This is a genomic window from Pseudohoeflea suaedae (assembly GCF_004354915.1).
In the GTDB taxonomy this organism is placed as follows: Bacteria; Pseudomonadota; Alphaproteobacteria; order Rhizobiales; family Rhizobiaceae; genus Pseudohoeflea; species Pseudohoeflea suaedae.
In genome coordinates, this window is record NZ_SMSI01000001.1 from 423,959 (window position 1) to 448,675 (window position 24,717).

Annotated in this window: 21 protein-coding genes, 1 tRNA gene and 1 other RNA gene; 13 read left to right on the top strand and 10 right to left on the bottom strand. The window is 62.9% G+C overall.

Going from position 1 to position 24,717, the window contains the following annotated elements:
- Positions 1–16: 16 nt before the first annotated feature.
- From E2A64_RS02015 to E2A64_RS02025, 3 genes are all read right to left on the bottom strand, one after another.
- The gene (locus E2A64_RS02015; RefSeq protein ID WP_133282771.1) at positions 17–1,108 is read right to left on the bottom strand and encodes a microcin C ABC transporter permease YejB; all 1,092 of its coding nucleotides are present in this window, start codon (positions 1,106–1,108) and stop codon (positions 17–19) included.
- Positions 1,109–1,253: 145 nt separating this feature from the next.
- On the bottom strand, positions 1,254–3,101 hold the full coding sequence (locus E2A64_RS02020; RefSeq protein WP_133282772.1) for an extracellular solute-binding protein: 1,848 nt from the start codon (positions 3,099–3,101) through the stop codon (positions 1,254–1,256).
- A gap of 144 nt (positions 3,102–3,245) precedes the next feature.
- On the bottom strand, positions 3,246–3,995 hold the full coding sequence (locus E2A64_RS02025) for a c-type cytochrome (RefSeq protein ID WP_428977439.1): 750 nt from the start codon (positions 3,993–3,995) through the stop codon (positions 3,246–3,248).
- A gap of 220 nt (positions 3,996–4,215) precedes the next feature.
- Between E2A64_RS02025 and E2A64_RS02030 the strand changes: the two genes are divergently transcribed.
- Together E2A64_RS02030 and E2A64_RS02035 are read left to right on the top strand one after the other, a co-directional pair.
- Positions 4,216–4,971: a 3-deoxy-manno-octulosonate cytidylyltransferase gene (locus E2A64_RS02030; protein WP_133282774.1), complete on the top strand. Its 756-nt coding sequence runs from the start codon at positions 4,216–4,218 to the stop codon at positions 4,969–4,971.
- Between the two features lie 54 nt (positions 4,972–5,025).
- A complete protein-coding gene (locus E2A64_RS02035) occupies positions 5,026–5,901 on the top strand; it encodes a prephenate dehydratase (RefSeq protein WP_133282775.1) in 876 nt (291 codons plus the stop codon).
- Between the two features lie 99 nt (positions 5,902–6,000).
- On the opposite strand, the gene E2A64_RS02040 is transcribed toward E2A64_RS02035, so the two are convergent.
- From E2A64_RS02040 to E2A64_RS02050, 3 genes are all read right to left on the bottom strand, one after another.
- The gene (locus E2A64_RS02040) at positions 6,001–8,328 is read right to left on the bottom strand and encodes a methyl-accepting chemotaxis protein (protein ID WP_133282776.1); all 2,328 of its coding nucleotides are present in this window, start codon (positions 8,326–8,328) and stop codon (positions 6,001–6,003) included.
- A gap of 245 nt (positions 8,329–8,573) precedes the next feature.
- A complete protein-coding gene (gene nudC, locus E2A64_RS02045; RefSeq protein ID WP_133282777.1) occupies positions 8,574–9,542 on the bottom strand; it encodes an NAD(+) diphosphatase in 969 nt (322 codons plus the stop codon).
- A 4-nt stretch (positions 9,543–9,546) separates the two neighbouring features.
- The gene (locus tag E2A64_RS02050; RefSeq protein ID WP_133282778.1) at positions 9,547–9,951 is read right to left on the bottom strand and encodes an HIT domain-containing protein; all 405 of its coding nucleotides are present in this window, start codon (positions 9,949–9,951) and stop codon (positions 9,547–9,549) included.
- Between the two features lie 88 nt (positions 9,952–10,039).
- Here E2A64_RS02050 and ffs point away from each other — a divergent pair.
- The 6 genes from ffs (at position 10,040) to E2A64_RS02080 (ending at position 15,733) form a co-directional block, all read left to right on the top strand.
- An RNA gene (gene ffs / locus E2A64_RS02055) (signal recognition particle sRNA small type) lies at positions 10,040–10,136 on the top strand.
- 112 nt (positions 10,137–10,248) lie between these two features.
- Positions 10,249–12,129: a DNA polymerase III subunit gamma/tau gene (locus E2A64_RS02060; RefSeq protein ID WP_133282779.1), complete on the top strand. Its 1,881-nt coding sequence runs from the start codon at positions 10,249–10,251 to the stop codon at positions 12,127–12,129.
- Between the two features lie 65 nt (positions 12,130–12,194).
- On the top strand, positions 12,195–12,518 hold the full coding sequence (locus E2A64_RS02065) for a YbaB/EbfC family nucleoid-associated protein (RefSeq protein ID WP_133282780.1): 324 nt from the start codon (positions 12,195–12,197) through the stop codon (positions 12,516–12,518).
- A 19-nt stretch (positions 12,519–12,537) separates the two neighbouring features.
- On the top strand, positions 12,538–13,143 hold the full coding sequence (gene recR / locus E2A64_RS02070) for a recombination mediator RecR (protein ID WP_133282781.1): 606 nt from the start codon (positions 12,538–12,540) through the stop codon (positions 13,141–13,143).
- Between the two features lie 177 nt (positions 13,144–13,320).
- Positions 13,321–14,439 carry a DegT/DnrJ/EryC1/StrS family aminotransferase gene (locus E2A64_RS02075; protein WP_133282782.1) on the top strand — a complete coding sequence of 373 codons (1,119 nt, stop codon included), beginning with the start codon at positions 13,321–13,323 and terminating at the stop codon, positions 14,437–14,439.
- 55 nt (positions 14,440–14,494) lie between these two features.
- Positions 14,495–15,733, top strand: a complete 1,239-nt coding sequence (locus tag E2A64_RS02080; RefSeq protein WP_133282783.1) for a lytic murein transglycosylase — start codon at positions 14,495–14,497, stop codon at positions 15,731–15,733.
- 337 nt (positions 15,734–16,070) lie between these two features.
- On the opposite strand, the gene E2A64_RS02085 is transcribed toward E2A64_RS02080, so the two are convergent.
- Positions 16,071–16,146: transfer RNA gene (locus tag E2A64_RS02085), tRNA-Ala, on the bottom strand.
- A gap of 150 nt (positions 16,147–16,296) precedes the next feature.
- Positions 16,297–16,707, bottom strand: a complete 411-nt coding sequence (locus E2A64_RS02090; RefSeq protein WP_133282784.1) for a TIGR02300 family protein — start codon at positions 16,705–16,707, stop codon at positions 16,297–16,299.
- A 269-nt stretch (positions 16,708–16,976) separates the two neighbouring features.
- Here E2A64_RS02090 and aroA point away from each other — a divergent pair, with 269 nt between their 5' ends.
- The 5 genes from aroA to E2A64_RS02115 all read left to right on the top strand — a co-directional run bounded on the left by aroA (position 16,977) and on the right by E2A64_RS02115 (position 22,928).
- Positions 16,977–18,335, top strand: a complete 1,359-nt coding sequence (gene aroA / locus E2A64_RS02095) for a 3-phosphoshikimate 1-carboxyvinyltransferase (protein WP_133282785.1) — start codon at positions 16,977–16,979, stop codon at positions 18,333–18,335.
- Complete coding sequence (locus E2A64_RS02100; protein ID WP_133282786.1) at positions 18,332–18,970, top strand: 2-hydroxychromene-2-carboxylate isomerase; 639 nt, start codon at positions 18,332–18,334, stop codon at positions 18,968–18,970. Before aroA ends, E2A64_RS02100 begins: the two co-directional genes overlap by 4 nt.
- A 45-nt stretch (positions 18,971–19,015) precedes the next feature.
- Positions 19,016–19,654: a (d)CMP kinase gene (cmk, locus tag E2A64_RS02105; RefSeq protein ID WP_133282787.1), complete on the top strand. Its 639-nt coding sequence runs from the start codon at positions 19,016–19,018 to the stop codon at positions 19,652–19,654.
- Between the two features lie 239 nt (positions 19,655–19,893).
- Positions 19,894–21,600 carry a 30S ribosomal protein S1 gene (gene rpsA / locus E2A64_RS02110; protein WP_133282788.1) on the top strand — a complete coding sequence of 569 codons (1,707 nt, stop codon included), beginning with the start codon at positions 19,894–19,896 and terminating at the stop codon, positions 21,598–21,600.
- Positions 21,601–22,037: 437 nt separating this feature from the next.
- A complete protein-coding gene (locus E2A64_RS02115) occupies positions 22,038–22,928 on the top strand; it encodes a LysR substrate-binding domain-containing protein (RefSeq protein ID WP_244598116.1) in 891 nt (296 codons plus the stop codon).
- A gap of 18 nt (positions 22,929–22,946) precedes the next feature.
- Here the strand turns inward: E2A64_RS02115 and E2A64_RS02120 are convergent, their stop codons facing one another.
- Positions 22,947–23,570 (bottom strand): ribonuclease D, encoded by a 624-nt coding sequence (locus tag E2A64_RS02120; protein ID WP_133282790.1) that lies wholly within the window; start codon positions 23,568–23,570, stop codon positions 22,947–22,949.
- A 136-nt stretch (positions 23,571–23,706) separates the two neighbouring features.
- On the bottom strand, positions 23,707–24,699 hold the full coding sequence (locus tag E2A64_RS02125) for a BMP family lipoprotein (protein WP_133282791.1): 993 nt from the start codon (positions 24,697–24,699) through the stop codon (positions 23,707–23,709).
- Between the last annotated feature and the right edge of the window lie 18 nt (positions 24,700–24,717).

Sequence of the window (24,717 nt, forward strand, 5' to 3'; positions counted from 1 at the left end):
TCGAAGGCGGTGCTCATCACACGTCCCTCCGCTCGAAATCGATGCGCGGATCGACCCAGGTGTAGATGAGGTCGGAGACGAGCCCGATGACGAGCCCCATCAGCGAGAAGATGTAGAGCGTGGCGAAGACCACCGGATAGTCGCGCTTGACCACGCTGTCGAAGCCGAGACGGCCCAGGCCGTCCAGCGAGAAGATGGTCTCGATCAGCAGCGAGCCGGAGAAGAACGCGGTGATGAAGGCGCCCGGAAAGCCGGCGATGATGATCAGCATGGCATTGCGGAAGACATGGCCGTAGAGAACCTGCCGCTCGCCGAGACCCTTGGCCCGCGCGGTCGTCACATACTGCTTGCGGATCTCGTCGATGAACGAGTTCTTGGTCAGGAGCGTGGTGGTGGCGAAGGCCGCAAGCGCCAGCGAAACAAGCGGCAGCGCCAGGTGCCAGAAATAGTCGATGATCCTCTCGGGCCAGGACAGAGAGGCCCAGTTCTCCGAAGTCAGCCCGCGCAAGGGGAACCAGTCGAAGAAGGATCCTCCGGCAAACAGCACGATCAGCAGGATGCCGAACAGAAAGCCCGGCACCGCATAGGCGATGATGATGACGCCGGACGTCCAGACGTCGAAGCGCGAACCGTCGGACACGGCCTTGCGGATTCCGAGCGGGATCGAGATTCCGTAGGAGAGAAGCAGGATCCAGACACCGAGCGAAATCGAGACCGGCAGCTTTTCTGCGATCAGGTCGATTACCGAGATGTTGCGGAAGAAGCTCTCGCCGAAATCGAAGCGGGCGTAGTCCCACAACATGTTCAGGAAGCGTTCGAGCGGCGGCTTGTCGAAGCCGAACTGCTTTTCGAGCGACTTGATGAAGTCGGGATCGAGCCCCTGCGCACCGCGATACTGCGAGTTGAAATCGTCGTTGAATGCCGCGCCCTGCAGGTCGTTGCCGCCCGATATGCGTTCGGTGGTGTTGTTTCCCTGTCCCGTCAGTTCGGCGATGACCTGCTCGACCGGGCCGCCAGGCGCGAACTGCACCACGATGAACGATATCGCCATGATCCCGATCAGCGTCGGGATCATCAGCAGCAGTCGCCTGAGAATGTATCCACCCATCAGCAGTTGCTCCCCGGCGCTAATGCAGCCAGAGAGAGCAGGGCGGTCGCCGCACTGTCCAGAAAATGCGTTCTCAATTCATCCAGTCCGCGTGATTCGGTTCCGGGCATTTGGAATCGAAGCCACAGCCCATTGCAAGTGCCGATCAGTCCTCGGCCTCCCTGGACCACCAGGCATCGGGGAAGCCGATGCCGTAATAGGGCAGCTCCTTGGGGTGCATCAGCGTGTCGCGATAGGCGATCTTGACGGCGTTGGAGTAGAAAAGCGGCACAACGTAATGATGGGCGAGAAGCACGCGGTCGAGTGCCCGCGTGGTGGCGATCAACTCGTCGCGGTCCCTGGCGAACACGATGCGCGGGATCAGTTCGTCGATCACCGGATCCGATATGCCGACATAGTTGCGGCTGCCCTGGGTATCGACCGACTGGGAGCCCCAGTAATTGTACTGCTCGTTCCCGGGATTGAGGGATTGCGCCCAGACCACCCAGATGATGTCGTAATCGAAGCTGCGGACACGGTTGGTGTACTGCGCGGTATCGACGGTGCGGATTTTCGCATCGATGCCGATCTTCTTCAGGTCGTTGACATAGGGCAGTACGGAGCGCTCGAAGGAGGCGCTCTGCAGCAGGATCTCGATTTCGAACTGCTTGCCGCTTTCCGTGTTCACGAGCCGGCGGCCCTGCAATTCGTAGCCGGCTTCCTTGAACAGGTTCAGCGCCTCGCGCAGGTTTGCGCGCATCTTCTGTGTGTCGCCGCCCACGGGGTTTTCGTAAGGCGTGGTGAAGACCTCTTCCGGCACCTGGTCCTTGTATTCCTCGAGGATCTCCTTCTCGCGGCCCTCCGGCAGGCCGGAGGAGGCGAGCTCGGTGCCCCAGAAATAGCTGTCGATGCGGCTTAGTCCGTTATAGGCGAGATTCTGGTTCAGGCTTTCGAAGTCGAAGGCAAGGTTCAGCGCCTTGCGGACATTTTCATCCTGAAACTTTTCGCGCCGCATGTTGGGCGCCATGGCCTGCATGATGCCGGTGGCGCGCAGCGGGTTCTCGAATTCCTCGCGGATCACCTCGCCGCTTTGAACGGCCGGGAAGTCATAAGCCGTCGCCCAGCGGCTCGAAGAGTTTTCCTGGCGGAAGTCGGTGGTGCCGGCGCGGAACGCCTCGAGCTCCACATTGGCGTCGACGAAATAGGTGTAGCGAACCTCGCCAAAATTGTTCTGGCCCACATTCACGTTGAGATCCCTGGCCCAGTAATCGTCACGCAATTTGTAGCGGATCGTCGAGCCTGGATCGAAAGAGGCGATCTCGTAGGGTCCCGAGCCCATCACAGGCTCGAGCGTGGTCTTGGAGACGTCACGCGCCTGGCCCGCGTCGTTCTTCCCTTCCCACCAGTGTTTGGGCACGATGATTAGCTGGCCGAGGATCTGCGGCAGTTCCTTGTTGTTCTTCTCGTCGAAGGTGAATGTGACGTCGCGGTCGCCGGTCTTCTCCGCCGCGGTCACATGGGCGTAATAGCTCGCCTGCAGCGGATTGTGCGTCTTGTAGCTCTCGAAGGAGAAGATCACGTCTTCCGGTGTGATCGGCTCGCCATCGGCCCATTTCGCCTCGCTGCGGATCCGGAAAGTCGCTTCCGATATGTCGTCGGGAAAGGAAACGCCCTCCGCGATCAGGCCGTAGGACGTGCTGACCTCCTCCTCACTCGTCTTCATCAGCGTGTCGAAGACGAGGCTCAGCCCGACAGCCGTGTCGCCCTTGGCCAGAACCGGGTTGAAGGTGTCGAAGGTACCTTCCTCCGACATGCGCAAGGTTCCGCCCTTCGGCGCGTCGGGATTGACGTAGTCGAACCGTTCGAAGCCCTTTTCGTATTTGGGCTCTCCCATCAGCGAGGTCGCGTGGTTCCATTCTCTCTCGGACGACGGCGTCTCGGCCTGGGCAGCGCCCAGATGGAGCGCGAGGCCGAGGGTTGCGAGGCATATGGAAAGACGCGGTCCGAATGTCATGAGCTTCTCCGGTTGGATTTCGGGAAGCTTAGCGCATATTGCGGCTGAATACAGGCGCTCGCGCCGGTTTTGGCGCAAAAGAAAAGGCCGGGTTTGATCCCGGCCTTTCTGATTTTTGAACTCTCTTCGAGAAAGCCGATCGCCTTACTGGGCGGTGTCGGTCTGTTCTTCCTCGACCACCGGAGCGGTTTCGGTTTCAGCCGGAGCGGCCTCGTCCGAAGTTGCAGCATCGGCTGCCGGCGCGGCTTCTTCGGTTGCGGCAGCCGCATCGTCGGACGGAGCGGATTCCTGAGCCGGTGCGGCGTCGGTGCCCTGATCTGCTTCCGAGTTCGGAGCGGCTTCGTCTGTGGAAGCGGCACCTTCTTCGGCGGCTGCAGGCTGGTCTTCGGCCGGAGCTTCGGCAGCCGGATCGGGAAGCGGAACCGGCGAAGCGGCCTGCTCACGCAGATATGCGATCACATTGGCGCGGTCTTCTTCCTTCTTCAGGCCGGCAAAGCCCATGGCAGTGCCCGGAACATACTTCTTCGGAGCATGGAGGAAGGCGTTGAGCGCTTCGTAGGACCAGTCGGGATCCACGGAGACGTGTTCCTTCATGCCGGCCGAGTAGTTGAAGCCTTCATGTGAAGCGACCGGCCGGCCGACAACGCCGTAGAGGCCCGGGCCAACCTTGTTCGTGCCGCTCGGATCGACCGAGTGGCAGGAGGCGCACTTCTTGAAGACGTTCTCGCCTGCTGCCGGATCGGCCGAAGCCATCAGCGGCGCGATCGGCGGAAGGGCTTCTTCTGCCGGTGCGGCGCCACCGGCGCCAGCCGATTCGTCCACTTCGATGGCGAAGCCGGCGGTTTCCGGCGCGCTGGCATGGAAAATGCCCTCGGAGGCCAGAGAAATTGTCATCACTACAAAAACGACGCCAAGGAAAGCTCCGGCGGCGGCGTTAAGATATGAGGAGTTCATCAGCATCGCTCCCATGCAGGTCCAGGCCCCATTTCCCGGACCGGTCTTGAAATCGCGCGGAACCTATGTCTTTTGCGTTGCCGTTGCAACACCGTTTGTCGCGGCGCGGGTGAGACAATTTGGTTCCCGTGTTCCGCCTAAATTCAGGATTCCCCGTCGGATGGCAAGCCCGGATTCCAAGACAGCTCTCATCATCCCGGCACGAATGGCCTCGACCAGGCTTCCGGGAAAGCCGCTGGCGGACATCGCCGGCGTTCCCATGATCGTCCATGTCGCAATGCGGGCGAGCGAAGCAGGCGTCGGAATGGTCGCGGTTGCCACCGATTCCGCAGAGATTGCGGAGATTGTTGAAAAGGCTGGGTTTCGAGCGGTCATGACCCGCGCCGATCACCTGTCCGGCTCGGACAGGATCGCCGAGGCGCTACACACTCTCGATCCCGATGGTTTCATCGAGACCGTGGTCAACGTGCAGGGCGATATTCCGGCGACCGAACCCGAGACGATCGGTCGCGTGGTCGATCCGCTTTCCGACCCCTCCGTCGACATCGCGACGATTGCCGTCGAGATCACCGACGAGGCCGAAAAGACCAATCCCAATATCGTCAAGGTCGTCGGCACGCCGCTTGGTCCGACCCGTCTGCGCGCGCTTTATTTCACCCGCGCAACCGCTCCTCACGGCAACGGCCCGCTCTACCATCATGTCGGTCTCTACGCTTACCGGCGGGCGGCACTCGAAAAATTCATCAGGCTCGAACCCGGCACACTGGAGCGGCGCGAGTCGCTCGAACAGCTCCGGGCGCTTGAAAACGGCATGCGCATCGATGTCGAGATCGTTCACACCGTTCCGCTCGGCGTGGATACGCCGGAGGACCTGGAAAAGGCGCGCCGGCACTTTGCCGATGCCGGCCGGAAATGACCGCGGCCTTTTCGAACTCCAACCCGAAATGAACCCTCAACCGGGACTGAACCTATGACCACGAAGACCAATCGCATCGCGTTTCAGGGCGAATTCGGCGCCAATTCCGACATGGCCTGCCGTGACATGTTTCCCGACATGGAGCCGCTGCCGTGCGCGACCTTCGAGGATGCTTTCACGGCGCTGGAACAGGGCGAGACCGATCTGGCCATGATCCCGATCGAAAACACGATCGCGGGACGTGTTGCCGACATCCACCACCTGCTGCCGGAATCGCGCCTGCACATCGTCGGCGAATATTTCATGCCGATCCATTTCCAGCTGATGGTGCTTCCGGGCGTCAGGCGGGAGGAAATCAAGACCGTTCACAGCCACATCCATGCCCTCGGCCAGTGCCGCAAGGTGATCCGCTCCAACGGCTGGAAGCCGGTGGTGGCCGGCGACACGGCGGGAGCTGCGAAGCTCGTGTCCGAAACGGGCGATCGCAGCATGGCAGCACTTGCGCCGCGGCTTGCGAGTTCGCTCTACAACCTCGAAATCCTGGCGGAAAACGTCGAGGACACCGAGACCAATGTGACCCGTTTCGTGGTGCTGGCACGCGAGCCGAAAATGCCGCCCGTGCCAAGGAACGGCGACATGGTGGTGACCACTTTCATCTTCCGCGTCCGCAACCTGCCGGCGGCGCTCTACAAGGCGATGGGCGGTTTTGCGACGAACGGCGTGAACATGACGAAACTGGAGAGCTACCAGACCGGCGGAAAGTTCTTCGCCACCCAGTTCTACGCCGATATCACCGGACACCCGGAAGAGCCTCACGTGGCGCGCGCCCTGGAAGAACTCGGCTTCTTCTCCCGCGAGATCACTATTCTGGGGACCTATCCGGCCCACCCTTTCCGCGTCACCCAGTCCGAAGGGGAGCTCCAGGAATAAACGGGCACGAGCAGGCCTGCGGTCCGACTCCGTGTGACGAAACGAAAATGGCGCGCCTCAGGCGCGCCATTCTCTTTCAGGCGAACAGGTCCCGGGGTTTTAGAACTCTTCCCAGCCTGCAGTAGCGAGAGCGGTGTTGCCGGAAACCTGCGGAACCCGCGATGGAGCCGTGGAAACGGCGGGCTGCGGCGCGCGGGCCGGTTCGGCAGTCCGGCGCACCGGCTCGGCTTCCGGCGAGGCCGACTGACCGCTCGTCGTGAACCTGGATACCAGCGCGAGAAGGCTGCGGGCCTCGTTGCTCAACGACTGGCTTGCCGCGGTGGCTTGTTCGACCATGGCCGCATTCTGCTGGGTGACGTGGTCCATCTCGTTGACCGCGGCATTGATCTCCTTCAGGCCGACCGCCTGTTCGGCGGCGGAACTGGAGATTTCCTGGATCGTGACATTGATCTGCCGGACCTGCGCCGCGATGCTTTCCAGAGCGCTTCCGGTCTGGCCGACGAGATCCACGCCTTCGATCACCTGGGTGGTCGAGGTGTTGATCAGCTGCTTGATCTCCTTGGCCGCCGTGGCCGAGCGCTGGGCCAGTTCGCGGACTTCCTGGGCGACCACCGCGAAACCCTTCCCGGCTTCACCCGCCCGGGCGGCTTCAACGCCGGCGTTCAAGGCCAGAAGATTGGTCTGGAAGGCGATTTCGTCGATGACGCCGATGATCCGGTTGACCTCCTGGGAGGACTGTTCGATCCCGGTCATTGCGGTGATCGCCTTGCGGACGATGTCTCCGGACTGGGCGGTATCGGCGTCGGCGGTGCTCACCGACCGGGCGGCCTGGCGGGCGTTTTCGGCGCTCGCGTTGATCTGCGAGGTCAGCTCGTCGAGAGCTGCGGCGGTCTCCTCGAGGCTTGCAGCCTGACGCTCGGTCCTCTGCGAAAGATCCGACGCGCTGTCGGAAATTTCGTTACTTCCGGTTCCGATCATATCGGCGGAAGTCGAGAGCGTGACGATGGTTTCCTCGAGGCTTGCGATCGCCGAGTTGAAGTCGTTTTTCAGCTTGCCGTATTCGCCGGGGAAGTCGCCCGAGAGGCGATAGGTCAGATTGCCGTGCGAAAGCTCGGCCAATCCCTCGGCCAGACTTGCCACGACACGCTGCTGAACGGCCAGCGAGCTCGCGCGTTCAGTCTCCGCCTTTCTCCGTTCTTCTTCGGTGAGCTGGCGCTGGTCTTCGGCCACGCGCTCGAGACGGACACCATCCGCCAGCTTGTGGCGGAAACCCTCGAGCGCGACGGCCAGTGCGCCGATCTCGTCATTGCGGTTCTGGCCCGAGACCGGAGTTTCGTAGTCGCCGAGACCGAGATTGTCGACGGATTCGAGCATCGCCCCCAGCGGACGCTGCAGCAGCCGACGGCTTGCCAGATAGAGAACGGCGAGCGCGGCGAGCAGCACCGCCAGCCCGCCTGCGATCATCAGTTTGGTCTGCGCGTTGACCTGCGCGCTGATTGCGCTTTCGGGCACGTCGACGAGAACGACCCAGCGTGCATTGACCCCCGGAAGGTCGAACGGATAGACGATGCGATCGACCGCCTCGCCCTGCGCATTCTCGATATCGCCGGCCTCGCCTGCGGTGCCGTCAGACAGTGCCCGGATCACCGGATCGGTCTGACCCGCTTCATAGGGTTTCATCATGAAGGACGTGTCGGGACCGACGAGCCATTTGGAATCCTGGGACACCAGCATCACGCGGCCTGTCTCGAAGGGGCGGATGGCGGTCAGCTTTTCGGACAGCGATGCCAGCGAGATGTCGACGCCCGAAACGCCGATGAGCTTGCCGCCGGACTCGATGGGATAGACGATCGAGCTCATGACGGTGGGGACGTCCGTCCCCTCTGCGACATAGGGCTTGGTGATCGCTCCTGCGCGGCTCGACGCGGCGAGGGTGAACCACTCGGCCTCGTAATCCATCTTGAAGGTGCCGAACTGGATGGCGCCGTTGCGGTCCTTCGACCAGTAGGGCGAGAAGAAGCCCTCTTCGTTGGACCCGAGCGCCTTGTTTCCTGCCGTCTCTTCCTGGCGACCGTCGAAGGCGCGGGGCGCTTCGGCCATCCAGCTGCCGAACGCGAAAGGATTCTGCTCGAGATTGGCTCTCAGAATGTCGATCGTGCCTTCGCGCTGCAGGAAGCCCGACGCATGGGTGTGCTCGATGACGCCGGCCATGGTGCGCGCGGCACTCGACAATTCGCCCACCTGTGCAGCGATGTCCTGCGAGATCGCACGGGCTTCCGATTGCGCCTGCTCGATCACCAGCCCGCGCACCCGGTCGGTCGTCTGGAAGATCATGAAAACGTTCGAAACGACCAGCAGAAGCGTGATCGTCAATCCGGTGACAAGGATGAGTTTGGTCGCAACCGACCTCTTTGCAGACTTGGGCATGGGGCCTCGCGAATGGGCAATGCGGGTCGTGAACCCGGCAAAACGAAATTTCTGGGAGGTGCCCGTCATGGGCGGCAGGTCGGAGCATCGGCGCGGACCATAATGAATCTCTAATGCTCCAGTCGTTAAACAATGCTGAAGCGACAGCGCTTTGATGGCCCGGCTTCGGCGCTGCCTGCAATCTTGTCAATGTGATGGCTACTTCGGCGCGTATCGGCCATTGGCCCACGCGCGGACGTGGTCGCCTAGCCGGCCTGCGGCCAGTCGATCCAGTCGCGCATTAGCCGGTGCGCGATGGCGCCCGGCGGCGGTGTCCTGCCCGCTTCCCCCAGCGAACTGGCGAGCATCGCCTCGGTTTCCTCGACCGAGAACCAGCGGCAGTCCTCGAGTTCACGGCTGTCATAGGTGATCTTGTCGTCAAGCGCCTCGCCGATCATGCCGATCATCAGCGAATGGGGAATCGGCCAGGGCTGGCTGGCGTGGTAGCGCACCCGTCCCACGCGAATGCCCGATTCTTCGAACGTCTCGCGCCGCACCGCGTCCTCGATCGTTTCGCCGGGTTCGACGAACCCCGCCAGGCACGAATACATCCCCTCGGGAAAATGCGGGCTGCGGCCCATCAGGCAGCGCCGGTTCGTCTCGTCGATCACCATCATGATCACGACCGGATCGGTGCGCGGGAATACGGTATGACCGCATGCGCCGCATTTGCGGCGATAGCCGCCGGCTTCGGGCACCATGGCGCTGCCGCAGCGCCCGCAATGACGGTTGGAGCGTGCCCATTGCACCAGGCTGTTGGCCTGGGCGTAGGTGCCCAGGGTCTGCTGGTCCATCAGCATCTGACGATAGACGGAGCGCGCGTCAATTGCCATGTAGTCGTCGGGCAGGCGGTCCGGATCAATGCCGCAGGGAACCGCGAGCCTCGGGTGCCCGTCCTCGGTGCGGCCGAGCAGGATCGCCTCTTCCATCTCCGGCTCAAGGGATGCCAGTTGCTGCTTTTCGAGAAGGCCGATCGGGCTTTCCTTGCCTTCCACGCGCATGATCAGCCGGTCGCCGGTAATGGCGAAATAGCGCGCGGTTTCCTCGGCGATCGCCCGCGGCAACTCGTCTTCGCTGCGGAATTCCGATTGCCGGTCGATGGTATTTCCGGAAAAGGCGACGAGGCGGCTCGCCTCGCCGTGGGGCGCGGAAGTGTCGAAAATCGAGGAGGGCATGAGGTCAGAAGGCTCCGAGGAGTTCGCCGATGAATGTATCGCGGTCGGCGGGCTCCCATGGCCGGGCAGTGCCATGGCCCCAGACCGGTCGCGGCCAGTTCTCGTCACCCTGATTGCGGGCGATGATATGCAGATGGAACTGCGAGACCACGTTGCCAATAGCACCGATATTGATCTTGTGGCAGCCCGTGGCCTTTTTCATGGCTTCGGCGGCAAGGCCGGATTCGAAGGTCAGCATGGTCTGGTCGAGCGGGGTCAGGTCGAACAGTTCCACGATGTTCGGGCGTTGCGGGATGAGGATGATCCACGGCCAGCGTGCATCGTTCATCAATCGCAATTCGCTCAATCCCAACCGGCTCACATGGAGCGTATCCGCCTCCAGTCGCGGGTCGAGCCTGTAGTCTGACATGCGGCGTCCTCCATTATCCATTTCGCATTACCATTTTTTCTTGCAGTTGGCTTGCATTTGTCGGGTCGATTGACGATATGTGGGGCCGGGAGGTTGGTGGTGGACGAGCCACTCGCCAACCGGGTCAGGTCCGGAAGGAAGCAGCCCTAACGAGCCAGGCACGGGTCGCCGTGCCAGCCTCCCAACCGAACCGGCGGCAGCCTCTTTGGCAGACATTGGCCTCTTGGTCAGGCATTGATGTCACGGAGCCGCTGGCCGCGACACCCTAGGGATCGAACTCGAGGACAACGCGGGCGCATGGACGACCAGACCGGCTCCAACCAGTCAGTTCATGGCAATTCGGGAGAGAGCCAGAGCGGTTACCGCGTTCTGGCCCGGAAGTACCGTCCCCGCGATTTCACCGATCTGATCGGCCAGGCGCCGATGGTCCGCACGCTCACCAACGCCTTCGAGACCGGCCGCATCGCCCAGGCCTGGATGCTGACCGGGGTGCGCGGCGTCGGCAAGACCACCACGGCCCGCATTCTGGCCCGCGCGCTCAATTACAAGACCGACACGATCGAGCGCCCGACGGTCGATCTCAATGAGCTCGGCGAGCACTGCCAGGCGATCATGGACGGCCGTCATGTCGACGTGATCGAGATGGATGCCGCCTCCCACACCGGTATCGACGATATCCGCGACATCATCGAGCAGGTTCGCTACCGCCCGGTGTCGGCGCGCTACAAGGTCTACATCATCGACGAGGTCCACATGCTCTCCAACCAGGCCTTCAACGGCCTGCTGAAGACGCTCGAGGAACCGCCGTCCCATGTGAAGTTCATTTTCGCGACCACCGAAATCCGCAAGGTCCCGATCACCGTTCTCTCGCGCTGCCAGCGTTTCGACCTGCGCCGTATCGAGACGTCGACGCTGGTCGATCATTTCCGGTCGATCGCCGGCAAGGAAAACGTCGAAATCGACGACGAGTCGCTGGCCATGCTCGCGCGTGCCGCCGAAGGCTCGGTGCGCGACGGCCTTTCCCTGATGGATCAGGCGATTGCCCATGGCGGCGGCAAGGTGGATGCCGAGACGGTCCGCTCCATGCTGGGCCTGGCCGACCGCTCGCGCATCGTCGGCCTCTTCGACCGGCTGATGGCCGGCGATGTGGCTTCGGCGCTCGCCAATTACCGCGACCAGTATGATTCGGGCGCCAACCCCGTCGTCGTCCTCAACGATCTTGCCGATCTCACCCACCTGGTGACGCGGCTGAAATTCGTGCCCGAGGCAGCGGAAGACGGTTCGCTCACCGAGATCGAACGCACCAGCGGTGCGGAATTTGCGGCGCGTCTTTCGACGCCGCTCCTCTCGCGCACCTGGCAGATGCTCCTGAAGGGGATCGCGGAGACCGAGACGGCGGCGCGCCAGTCGGCTTCCGCAGAGATGGTGATCATCCGCATCGCGCATGCGGCCAGCCTGCCTTCGCCCGAGGAAGCGGCAAGGATCATCGCCAAGGGCGAGTTCTCGTCTGCCCCCAATCCCGGCAATGGCGCGGTCCCGAATGGCAATGGCGCCGGCATGGCGTCTCCCGGCGGTCCGGGCGCATCCATGTCGCATGATCCGGGTTCGGCTCCGCGCATGATGGCGGCAGGTGGCGGTCGCGACGGTGGCCCGGTGATGCATCTCGCGCATTCCGGCGAGCCCCAGCCGCAGACGGTCGGGCGCATCGAGGAGCAGGTGGAAACCGTTCCCGTCCGCTCGATCGAGGACATGATGGCGCTCGCCGATATGTATCGCGACATCCAGGCCAAGATCCAGCTGCGCACCATGGTGCGTCTGGTGCGCATCGAGCCGGGCCGTGTCGAGATCAACCTGACGGACGACGCCAACCCGACGCTCCCGGGCGAACTCATCAAGAAGCTGGCTGACTGGACAGGCAGGAAATGGACGGTGGCGCTGAGCCGCGAGCCCGGCCAGCCGACGATTGCCGAAACCGAAAATGCCAAGCGCGAGGCGCTGGTCAGCGATGCGCGGCAGGACCCGGACGTCGCCGCCATCCTCAAGCATTTTCCCGGCGCCAGGATCACCGATGTACGCATTATCGCCGACGAAGAGGAATTCGCACCCGAAAGCGTGAGCGAATCGGCGGATGGCGATATTCTGCCGCGTGACGACGAGGGATTTGACGATCCGTTCTGAGCGGGCTGCCGCAGTAGCGGCTTCCTTACAAGCAAGACTGACACAGCAATGACAAGGAGACGCCGATGAAGGACCTCATGGGCATGATGGGCAAGCTCAAGGACATGCAGTCCAAGATGCAGAACATGCAGGCCGAGATTGCCGAACTGGAGGCCGAAGGTGTGGCCGGCGGCGGCATGGTCAAGGTGACCCTGGCCGGCAAGGGCGACATGACCGCCCTGACCATCGATCCGTCCGTCTTCAAGGAAGACGAGGCCGAGATTCTCGAAGACCTCATCCTGGCCGCGCACAACGACGCCAAGGCCAAGCTCGATGCGGCGATCCAGAAGAAGACCGAGGAAGTGACCGCCGGCCTGCCGATCCCGCCCGGCATGAAGCTGCCGTTCTGATCAGGTCGCATTTCCGCCGATGGCCAAGAAAGTCACAGGTCCGGAGATCGAGCGGCTGATCCAGCTCCTCGCCCGTGTTCCGGGCCTGGGGCCGCGGTCCGCGCGCCGCGCCGCCCTCCACATGATCAAGAAGAAGGAGCAGTTGCTCGGACCGCTCGCCGCCGCCATGAGCGAGGCGAACGACCGGGTCGGCCTGTGCTCGACCTGCGGCAATGCCGACACCTCCGATCCCTGCACCATCTGCTCCGATCCGACCCGCGACCAGAGTGTCATCATCGTCGTCGAAGACGTCTCCGATCTCTGGGCGCTGGAGCGCGCGGCGGCGATGAACGCCGCCTATCACGTGCTCGGCGGCACGCTTTCGCCGCTCGACGGTGTGGGGCCGGAGGATCTGGCCATTTCACAGCTCGTCGATCGAGTGTCGGCCGGCGGTGTGCGGGAGCTCCTGATCGCGGTCAATGCCACCGTGGAAGGCCAGACGACGGCCCATTACATCATTGATCAGCTCGGCGATTTCGACGTCAGGATCACCAGGCTTGCCCACGGCGTACCGGTGGGCGGCGAGCTCGATTATCTCGACGAAGGGACACTTGCCGCAGCCATTCGTTCACGCACCAGCTTCTAGACAGTCATTCAGCGAGAGCGGGATCTCACAGGCAGGGTCCCGCTTTCCATCACGCGCCGCAACACTCTGCGGCAATTCGTGCTCTCGCGCCGCCAAACAGTCCTTGCTTTCGCCGCTTTCGCGGTGCTAGCGAAACCCTCGAGTTCGGGGGGACTCGGCTGGCATCATGGGGTTCTTATGGTTCAATACATCGATCTGAAATCGCAATATGCGCGCCTCAAGGACCGCATCGGCGAAGGTATTTCCGAGGTTCTGGAAGGCGGGCAGTATGTGCTCGGTCCGGCGGTAAAGAACTTCGAAGAGGAAATGAGCGACTATCTCGGCGTCCGCCATTCGATCGGCGTGTCGAACGGCACTGACGCCATCATCATGGCGCTGCTCGGCCTCGGGCTTACTCCCAAGGATGCCGTCTTCGTGCCCTCCTTCACCTATGTCGCCACTGCCGAGGCGATCCTGATGGGCAATGCCACGCCCGTCTTCACGGAGGTGGACGAAAGATCCTTCAACATCGACCCGCAAGATCTGTCCGCCCGCATCGAGGCGGTGAAGAAGGAAGGCAGGCTGACCCCGCGTGTGATCATCGCGGTCGACCTCTTCGGCCAGCCCGCCGATTACGCGGCCCTGCGCAAGATCGCCGACGAGCACGATCTCTTCATCATTGCCGATGCGGCCCAGTCGATCGGCGGCAAGTCCGGCAACAAGATGATCGGCTCGCTCGCCGACTGCACCACCACCAGCTTCTATCCCACCAAGCCGCTCGGCTGTTACGGTGACGGCGGCATGGTGTTTACCGACAGCGACGAACTGGCGGCGATCTACCGCTCGGTACGCGCCCACGGCGAAGGCGCCCATCGCTACGATGTCGTGCGGGTCGGCATGAACGCGCGGCTGGATTCCATTCAGGCCGCGATCCTTTCGGCCAAGCTCGGCATATTCGAAGAAGAACTCGAAAACCGCGAGCGCGTGGCAAGGATCTATGACGAGCGCCTCGCAGATGTCGTCACGGTGCCCTGGCGCGTGCCCAATTCCCGCTGCGCCTGGGCGCAATACACCATCCAGGCCGACGACCGCGACGGGCTGAAGGATCATCTGGCAGCCGAAAACCTCGTCTCGATGGTCTTCTACGCCAAACCGATGCACCTGCAGACCGCCTATGAAATGTACGGCGACGGTGCGGGCTCGCTGCCTGTCAGCGAGCGTCTGGCCGACCGCGTCCTGAGCCTGCCGATGAACCCCTATCTCTCGGATGAAGAGGTTCACCGCGTCTGCGACCGGATCGTCTCCTTCTACAAATAAAGTCCGATGACCGGCCCTCTGGCAGGAGGGCCGGGCCACGGCTTATGCTGGGGGCATGATTCGGACCCTCGCCTTTCTCATCGCTCTCGTCGTCGCCCTTCCCGTTGCCGGAGGCACACCCGCCCGTGCCGCAAGCCGCGGCGAGGTGGAGGCGCTCTATGCCAAGTGGCGCGAGAACGATCTCTGGCCGCAGGCGCGCGCCAATGGCGTGTCCCGCGCGTCTTTCGACAAGGCAATGAAGGGCGTTGGCCTCAACTGGGATCTCCCCGATCTCGCGCCACCCGGTTTCCCCAAACCCGAAGAGCGCAAGCAGAGCCAGGCCGAGTTCCGCAGCCCCGGCGCCTATTTCTCCGAGAAGAGCCTTCAGGGGCTGGCCGCTACCGGCCGCTCGCTCGCAAGCCGCCACGCATCGGCACTCAAGCGCATCGAACAGAAATGGGGCGTGCCCGCGGGCATCATCATCGCCATCTGGGGCCGGGAATCGGGCTTTGGCGGCGCCAGGATCCCGCATTCCATCTTCGACGTTCTGGCCACCAAGGCCTTCATGTCCACCCGCAAGGATCTGTTCCGCAAGGAACTGCTGGCCGCTCTCGAGATCGTCGAGCGCGGTGTTGCGCCCGGCCAGATGAAGAGTTCCTGGGCCGGCGCCATGGGACAGCCGCAATTCCTGCCCTCGAGCTATCTGGCCTATGCGGTGGATTTCGACGGCGACGGGCGTGCCGATATCTGGAACTCGGTGCCGGACACCCTGGCGTCGATCGCCAATTACCTGTCGAAGAAGGGCTGGCAGCGCGGCCGTGACTGGGGCTTCGAGGCCGTCATCCCGCAAGGTGTCACCTGCGCACTCGAAGGCCCCGACCGGGCCCGCAAGATCGCCGACTGGACGAAGATGGGCATCATCCGCGTCTCGGGCCGCCCGTTCCCCGACAACGAGCGCGGCCAGGCCGGCATGGTGCTGGTGCCCGCCGGCATCTACGGCCCGGAATTCATCGTCACGCCGAATTTCTACGTGATCAAGGAGTACAACAACTCCGATCTCTACGCGCTCTTCATCGGCAATCTGGCCGACCGCATAGCCTGGGGCACGGGCAGTTTCGCCACCCGCTGGCAGGATATCGGCACCATGCTGCGCTCCGACATAGCGCGGCTGCAAAAGACGCTAGAAGGCCAGGGCTACGACGTCGGCGGCGCCGACGGCCTGCCCGGCTACAAGACCCGCCGTTCGATCGGCGAATGGCAGCAGAAGCGCGGCGAACGGCCCACCTGCTTTCCGACGGTGAGCATGGTGAAATAGCGGATTAGTCGAAAGTCGCCTGATAACTGGTCGGCATCAGGAAGAGGCTTCACTCAAATCGGATACGATCCCGTGCATATCGATGGAGTTCAATGATCCCCGTCCCGAGCTCTTGGCCGATCGCTCGAACTTCACGCTCAAAAGCTACCGTCCACTCGGGATCGTGCGGTACGATGAAGCCACTCATTTCCATTGCCAGGGTCTCCAACCGTAAGCGAGAAGATCCGCTTTGTTCTACAGGCCGACCCCCGCACACACACAGCGGACGAAGGCTGCTTCGACCGAGAGAGGGATGGACCGAGCCAATCAATTCTATCGATGCGTGTCAGGAAAAATTTGGTGGAGCCAAGCGGGATCGAACCGCTGACCTCCTGCATGCCATGCAGGCGCTCTCCCAGCTGAGCTATGGCCCCAAACCATGTGGATCGTCGAAGTGATCCCCGGGAAGTCATGACCGTTTCGCCTTGCGGCAATCGGTCCGACGGGCGGCTTATTACGTGCGCCCGCCGATAAGATCAAGCGGAAAAATGGACCGGCGGCGAAGTTTTGCCGATCCGCCTCGATCAGCTGTCGTCGTCGTCGTCGCCAACGCCGATGATGTCGCTCATGTCGTCATCATCATCGTCGTCGTCTTCGAGGAAGGTGTCGTCATCGTCGTCGTCGATATCGACATCGTCGTCATCGTCGCCATCGATGTCCGGCAGGTTTTCGTCGTCGCTCGAATCGCTGCCCGATGCTTCGTCGTCGGCATCCTCGAGCGAAACAATCTCGACGTTTTCGTTTTCGGTATCGACTTCCTCGACCTGTTCCGGCTCTTCCTTCTCGATCACTTCCGGCGCGCTGCCGTCATCGAAATAGGAGAGCGGGTACTCCTTGCCCGTATAGGGGGAGACGATCGGATCCTTGTTCAGGTCGTAGAATTTGCGTCCCGTTTCCGGGCAGATACGCTTGGTTCCGAGTTCCGGTTTAGCCACTGTCTGAAACCTCTTGCCTTGCGGGAAAGCGGGGATGGAAAGCCGGGCGGGCCGTCTTTCGCGGTTCGGGGTCCCATATCATCTTGAACGGCTCTGTCAAAGCCTAATATCGGTCCGAATCGAGCTCTCGCCGATTTTGAGCGGGGATGGATGACGGAGCGGGGAGGCTGTGCTAGTCAGACGCCGGTTTTTGCACTTCCGCCCTGCATGCGACAGGGCTTGAGGCGTTCCTCGTGCCGCAATCGGCAGAGCCGTCTGAGGGATTGAATATGAATCACGTGAACAAGCTGCGCCCGGCGACCGCCCGCCGCAGCTCCGCGCTCAAGGGCGATATCCGCATTCCGGGCGACAAGTCGATCTCCCACCGCTCCTTCATGTTCGGCGGCCTGGCACGCGGGGAAACGCGCATCACCGGCCTCCTCGAAGGCGAGGACGTCATCAACACCGGCAAGGCGATGCAGGCCATGGGCGCCTCCGTCCGCAAGGAGGGCGATACCTGGATCGTGACCGGCACCGGAAACGGCTGCCTGCTGGCGCCCGAGGCGCCGCTCGATTTCGGCAATGCCGGCACCGGCTGCCGCCTGACGATGGGGCTGGTCGGTGTCTACGATTTCGATTCCACCTTCATCGGTGACGCCTCGCTCTCGCGCCGTCCGATGGGTCGCGTGCTTAATCCGCTGCGCGAAATGGGCGTGCAGGTGAAGTCCGAGCCTGGCGACCGTCTTCCGGTCACCCTCCACGGTCCGGCCACGCCCGCCCCCATCACCTATCGCGTGCCCATGGCTTCGGCGCAGGTGAAGTCTGCCGTGCTTCTGGCGGGCCTCAATACACCCGGCGTGACCACGGTCATCGAACCGGTCATGACCCGCGACCACACCGAGAAGATGCTCAGGGGCTTCGGCGCCGATCTGGAAGTCGAGACGGACGCGGACGGGGTGCGCACCATCCGTCTCATCGGCCAGGGCGAACTGACCGGTCAGGTGATCGACGTTCCCGGCGATCCGTCCTCGACCGCCTTCCCCCTCGTTGCGGCGCTCCTGGTGCCGGGCTCCGAGATCCTGATCCGCAATGTGCTGATGAACCCGACGCGGACCGGCCTGATCCAGACGCTCCAGGAGATGGGGGGCGATATCGAGATCCTCGACGCCCGCCTGGCAGGTGGCGAGGATGTCGCCGATCTTCGCGTGCGCGGCTCGTCGCTCAGGGGCGTGACCGTTCCGCCCGATCGCGCGCCGTCGATGATCGACGAATATCCCGTGCTGGCCGTGGCCGCGAGCTTTGCCGAGGGCGAGACCGTGATGCACGGCCTCGAGGAGCTGCGCGTCAAGGAGAGCGACCGGCTGGCAGCCGTTGCCCGCGGTCTCGAACTCAACGGTGTCGACTGCACGGAGGGCGAGGACTGGCTGACCGTACGCGGCCGCCCCGATGGAAAGGGGCTCGGCAACGCGAAGGGCGAGGCCGTCGTCACCCATCTCGATCACCGCATCGCCATGTCGTTCCTGGTGATGGGCCTGGTGAGCGAACATCCCGTCACCGTCGATGACAGCGCGATCATCGCCACCTCCTTCCCCGAGTTCATGGATCTCATGACCGGTCTTGGCGCCACCATAGCGGCACGCGACGAATGACCGTGAAGATCGACTTCTGCTACGACATTCTCTCGCCCTTCGCCCATGTGGCGCTGGCGCGGCTCGGGGAACTGCCGTCGGACGTCGAGCTGCGGCCCGTGCCGGTGCTGCTGGGAGCGATCCTGTCGCACTGGGGTCAGAAGGGACCGGCGGAGATCGAGGCCAAGCGGCTTCATACCTACCGTATCGCCACCTTCCTGGGTGAACGGGCCGGGCTTTCGATGACGTTTCCGCCCCGCCATCCGTTCAATCCGCTCGGCGCGCTCCGCATCCTGGCCGGCGCCGATGCCGACCTCGGGATGACCCGCCGCGCCTTCGATTTCGTCTTCGGGGACGGTCGGGCGCCCGACAACGAGGCCGAACTTGCCGCCTTCGCCGAGGCTGTCGGCGCGCCGCTCGATCTGGCGGGCGACGACACGGCGAAGGCAAGACTGCGCGCCAATACCGATCAGGCAATCGCCGCCGGCGTCTTCGGCGTGCCGAGCTTCGTCGTGCGCGAGAACGGCCCGGCCGAGGTCTTCTGGGGCGTCGATTCCTTCGAGATGCTCAAGGCCTGGCTCGGCGAGCGCGGCATGTTCGAGCGCGCACCCTACAAGGGTCTCGAGGCGGTCGAGGTCGCAGTCCGGCGGAACTGACACCGCGTCAACCGAGGGCACGAAAAAAGAGGGACGGGACAAGGCGTGAGCAAGAACGTGATAGCCATCGACGGGCCGGCGGCCTCGGGCAAGGGAACATTGGCGCGGCGGTTGGCCGCCCATTACGGCTATCATCATCTCGATACCGGCCTGACTTATCGCGCGGTGGCGCATGAACTCCTGGAAACGGGCACGCCGCTCGATGATGAAGAGCGCGCCGCCCGGACTGCGCTTTCCATCGATTTCGGCGCGCTCGACCGGACAGTCCTGTCCGCGCACGAGATCGGGGAGGCGGCTTCCAGGGTCGCCGTCATGCCTCAGGTGCGCAAGGCGCTGGTGGAAGCACAGCGCCGCTTTGCCGCCACGCCGCCGGGAACCGTTCTCGATGGCCGCGATATCGGCACCGTCGTCTGTCCGGACGCCACGGTGAAACTCTACGTGACCGCCTCGCCGGAAGTGCGCGCCGGTCGCCGCGCCGCCGAGATCGCCTCTCAGGGACAGCCGGCCGACTACGATCAGGTGCTCGCCGATATCCGCCGCCGCGACGAGCGGGATTCGGGCCGTGCCGACAGCCCGCTCAAGCCTGCGGACGACGCCCATATGATCGATACGTCGGACCAGGGGATCGACGAGGCGTTCGAGGCGGCCAGGTCGATCATCGACGCCGCCCTTGCCGAGGCTTGAAGGGCTGGAAGGCGAGCTGAGACGCCAAGGCTTGATCTGATAGCCCGAAATGACTATAGAAGCGGCGTTCGAGGCAGCCTGTGCACTCGCCATGCGGCCCCGGACCCGGAATTCAGCCAGCAAAGACTGTCACCAGCGCCACTCATGCCCGCCGAAAAGGCCGGGCCGACAGCTTGCAGGTCCGATCAACACCAACCCGGCGCTCTCGACCGCGAAAATGCGGTTCTCCAGGAGATTTAATGTCACAAGCTGTTTCCCAGAAGGAGGATTTTGCCTCCCTCTTCGCAGAATCCATCGCTGATCAGGATCTGGCGGAAGGTTATGTTGCCAAGGGCACCATCACCGCCATTGAAAAGGACATGGCGATTGTCGACGTCGGCCTGAAGGTCGAAGGTCGCGTCCCGCTGAAGGAATTCGGTGCCAAGTCGAAGGACGGCACGCTGAAGGTCGGCGACGAAGTCGAAGTTTACGTCGAGCGCATCGAAAACGCTCTCGGCGAAGCCGTGCTGTCGCGCGAAAAGGCACGCCGCGAGGAAAGCTGGGTCCGTCTCGAAGAGAAGTTCAACGCTTCGGAACGCGTCGAAGGCGTCATCTTCAACCAGGTCAAGGGCGGCTTCACCGTCGATCTGGACGGCGCCGTTGCCTTCCTTCCGCGTTCGCAGGTCGACATCCGTCCGATCCGCGACGTTTCCCCGCTGATGAACATCCCGCAGCCCTTCGAAATCCTCAAGATGGACAAGCGTCGCGGCAACATCGTGGTTTCGCGCCGCACCGTTCTCGAAGAGAGCCGTGCCGAGCAGCGTTCGGAAATCGTGCAGAACCTCGAAGAAGGTCAGGTTGTTGAAGGCGTCGTCAAGAACATCACCGATTACGGTGCGTTCGTCGACCTCGGCGGCATCGACGGCCTCCTCCACGTCACCGACATGGCCTGGCGCCGCGTCAACCACCCGTCGGAGATCCTGCAGATCGGTCAGACCGTCAAGGTCCAGATCATCCGCATCAACCAGGAAACCCACCGTATCTCGCTCGGCATGAAGCAGCTCGAGAGCGATCCGTGGGATGGCATCGGCGTCAAGTATCCGTCCGGCAAGCGCATCACCGGTACCGTGACCAACATCACGGATTACGGCGCGTTCGTCGAACTGGAGCCGGGCATCGAAGGCCTCATCCACGTCTCCGAAATGTCCTGGACCAAGAAGAACGTCCATCCGGGCAAGATCCTGTCGACCTCTCAGGAAGTCGATGTGGTCGTTCTCGAAGTCGACCCGAACAAGCGTCGTATTTCGCTCGGTCTCAAGCAGACCCTCGAAAACCCGTGGGAACTCTTCGCCCAGAGCCACCCGACCGGCACCGAAGTCGAAGGCGAAGTCAAGAACAAGACCGAGTTCGGTCTGTTCATCGGCCTCGAAGGCGACGTCGACGGCATGGTCCACCTCTCCGACCTCGACTGGAACCGTCCGGGCGAACAGGTCATCGAGGAATACAACAAGGGTGACATGGTCAAGGCCGTGGTTCTCGACGTCGACGTCGAGAAGGAACGCATCTCGCTCGGCATCAAGCAGCTCGGCAAGGATTCGGTCGGCGAAGCCGCTGCGTCCGGCGATCTGCGCAAGGGCGCCATCGTTTCGGCAACCGTGTCCGCGATCACCGATGGCGGCATCGAAGTCACGCTCGTCGACCACGAAGACGTTGCTGCCTTCATCCGCCGTTCGGACCTGTCGCGTGACCGCGACGAGCAGCGCCCCGAGCGTTTCTCGGTCGGCCAGACGGTCGATGCCCGCGTCACCAACTTCTCCAAGCGTGACCGCAAGGTGACCCTCTCGATCAAGGCGCTGGAAATCGCCGAAGAGAAGGAAGCCGTCGCACAGTTCGGTTCGTCGGACTCCGGCGCATCGCTCGGCGACATTCTCGGTGCCGCGCTGAAGAAGCAGAACGGCGACGACTAAGCCGCTCCGCTCTTTTAGAGCCTGAAATGAAGAACCCGCCGGAGCGATCCGGCGGGTTTTTTGCTTGCCGGCAGCCGCCCGACGATTCAGTTGCCAATGCTGGGAGAGGTCATCGGTTTCTCCTTACGGGTTTTCCCGGAGAATGACGCCTGCCGGCATTTGTTTCGTCCGTCCTTACCGGTCGAGCCCGATATCGCGGCGTAGATGCGCCGAGAAATCCCGCAAGTCCGCCGCTGTCCGGCGAAGCCTTCCATTTCTTCGTCTCCGGCCTGTCCATGCTGCCAAAGCATGAAGAAGGCGGGCAGGAAGGGTTTGCCGCTGATCAGGGAACGACATGACATGCACTCCGCGTGTTTGTTCATGGAGCGGGAAGATGACGGCGAAGGCAGTTGTGTGCCACCCGATTCTCGCCCAGTATGCATAAGGAGAAATTATGCATGCCGAATTCGAGTCTGCCCCCGCTTTCCGCCGTTCGCGCCTTTGAGGCGGCCGCGCGCCATCTCAGTTTCACCCGCGCCGGGGAGGAGCTGGGCATGACACAGGCTGCGGTGAGCTATCAGATCCGGCTTCTTGAAGAACGCGTCGGCGAGCCGCTGTTCGTCCGCCGCCCCAGGCAGGTGGCGCTGACCGAAGCCGGTACACGCCTCGCTCCCCATATCTGGGATGCCTTCGACCGCATGCGCTTGGCATTTGATGACCTGGCGCGCGATTCGGGCGGCACGCTCAATATCAACGCGGTGCCGACTTTCGCCATCAACTGGCTCGGCTCTCGGATCGGCCGTTTTCAGATCGAGAACCCGGATCTTGCGATCCGGATGGAAACGGCGACGTCCCTCATCGATTTCGCCGATAATGCGGCGGACGTCGCGCTGCGTTCCGGCAAAGGCGACTGGCCGGGACTGCGCGGACACAAATTGCTTGAAGCCGTCTATACCCCGATGCTGAGCCCGAAACTGGCGGCGTCGATCGGCGGGGTGAAGGAGCCGGCGGACCTGATGAAACTGCCTATCCTCGATCCCGGCGATCACTGGTGGTCCGAGTGGTCGGCGGCGGCAGGGCTGGGGACCGAATGGCTCGAGGGGATGCCGTCGAACCGCATGGGGGTCCAGGTAATGGAGGCGGTGATGGCAACCGCCAGTACAGGCGTGGCGATCCTCACGCCCGCCTTTTACGAGCGGGAACTGGCGACGGGGGCGCTGATCCAGCCCTTCGACATCTACGGCTATTCGGGCGAGGCCTATTGGCTCGTCTATCCCGAGGCGCGCCGCAACGTGCCCAAGATCAGGCGCTTTCGCGACTGGATTCTCAAGGAAGCGGGGATGGCGTGAGCCCCTCGCCGGGCATCATCAGGAATGGGCGAAGATGTCGGTTTCTTCCCAGCCCATGAGGTCGAGTTTCGCGCGCGTGGGCAGGAACTCGAAACAGGCGTCCGCGATCGCCAGCCGGTCTTCCCGGTTGAGGCGTTCGGTGAGCTTCCCGGTCAGCGCGTGGAGGTGAAGGACGTCTGAGGCAGCATATTCGAGCTGCGCTTTCGACAGTGTCTCGGCGGCCCAGTCCGAGGACTGCTGCTGCTTGGAGAGATCGACGTCCAGCAGCTCGCGGGTCACGTCCTTCAGGCCGTGACGATCGGTATAGGTGCGCGTCAGCTTCGAGGCGATCTTGGTGCAGAACACCGGCGCGCAGGTCACGCCGAACGTGTGGAAGAGGACCGCGATGTCGAAGCGGCCGAAATGGAAGAGCTTGCGCTTCGTTCCGTCCGTCAGGAGTGCGGTGAGGTTGGGCGCCTCGGTCTGACCCTTGGCGATCTGGATCACGTCGGCCGAGCCGTCGCCCGGCGACATCTGCACCACGCAGAGGCGGTCGCGTCGCGGGATGAGGCCCAGCGTTTCCGTATCGATCGCGATGTCGCCGGTATAGCGCCTTGCGTCGTCCGCGCTGATGTCACCCTTGTGCAGCCTGATCTCGCCCATGGTCGGTCCTTTCATTCTGCCAGCGCTATAGCTCAATTCGCCGGCTTCGCAAATGCTTGCAGGGCAGGTTGCCTGCCCCTTAAACGAAACGGCCGGGCTGAAACCCGGCCGCTCGATCCGTCGGTCTTGGACCGCCTCAGTAGGGGCAGGCCTCGTCCGACATGTAGTCGTGGACTTCGACCTTGCCGTCGATGATGTCGGCCTTGGCGGCTTCCACCGCGGCCTTCATGTCTTCGGTCACCAGGTCCTTGTTGTTGTCGTCCATGGCGTAGTCGACGCCGCCTTCCTTGAGGCCCAGCACGTTGATGCCGGTCTCGAACTTGCCGTCCTTGGCAGCCATGAAGGCATCGTAGACGGCGACGTCCACGCGCTTGAGCATCGAGGTCAGCACGTGACCCGGCTGGATGCCGTTCTGGTTGGAATCCACGCCGATGGCGAGCTTGTCGGCATCGGCTGCAGCCTGCAGCACGCCGAGGCCGGTGCCGCCGGCAGCCGCATAGATGACGTCCGAACCCTGGTCCATCTGGGACTTGGCGATTTCGCCGCCCTTCACCGGATCGTTCCAGGCGTCAGGCGTGGTGCCGGTCATGGCTTCGAGAACCTTGGCCTCGCCATTGGTCGCCATCACGCCACCCTTGTAGCCGCAGGAGAACTTGCGGATGAGCGGAATGTCCATGCCGCCCACGAAGCTCACCGTGCCTGTCTTGGATGCCTTGGCGGCCATCACGCCGACGAGGTAGGAGCCTTCCTGTTCCTTGAAGACCACCGAGCGCACGTTCGGCTTGTCGACGACCATGTCGATGATGGCGAAGGACAGGTCGGGATATTCGTCCGCGATCTTCTCGAGCGCCGCCGACCAGGAGAAGCCTGCCATGACGATCGGGTTGTTGCCGTCCTTGGCGAAGCGGCGAAGCGCCTGTTCGCGCTGGGAATCATTGGCGATTTCGAAATCGCGGTAGTCGATGCCGGTTTCCGACTTGAACTTCTCGGCGCCGTTATAGGCCGCTTCGTTGAAGGATTTGTCGAACTTGCCGCCGAGATCGTAGATGATGGCCGGCTTGATGTCTTCGGCATAGGCGGCAGCCGTCATGACGGCCGTTGCCACGAGACTCAAAAGCGTGCGTTTCATTGTGTGCAGCCCTGTCTG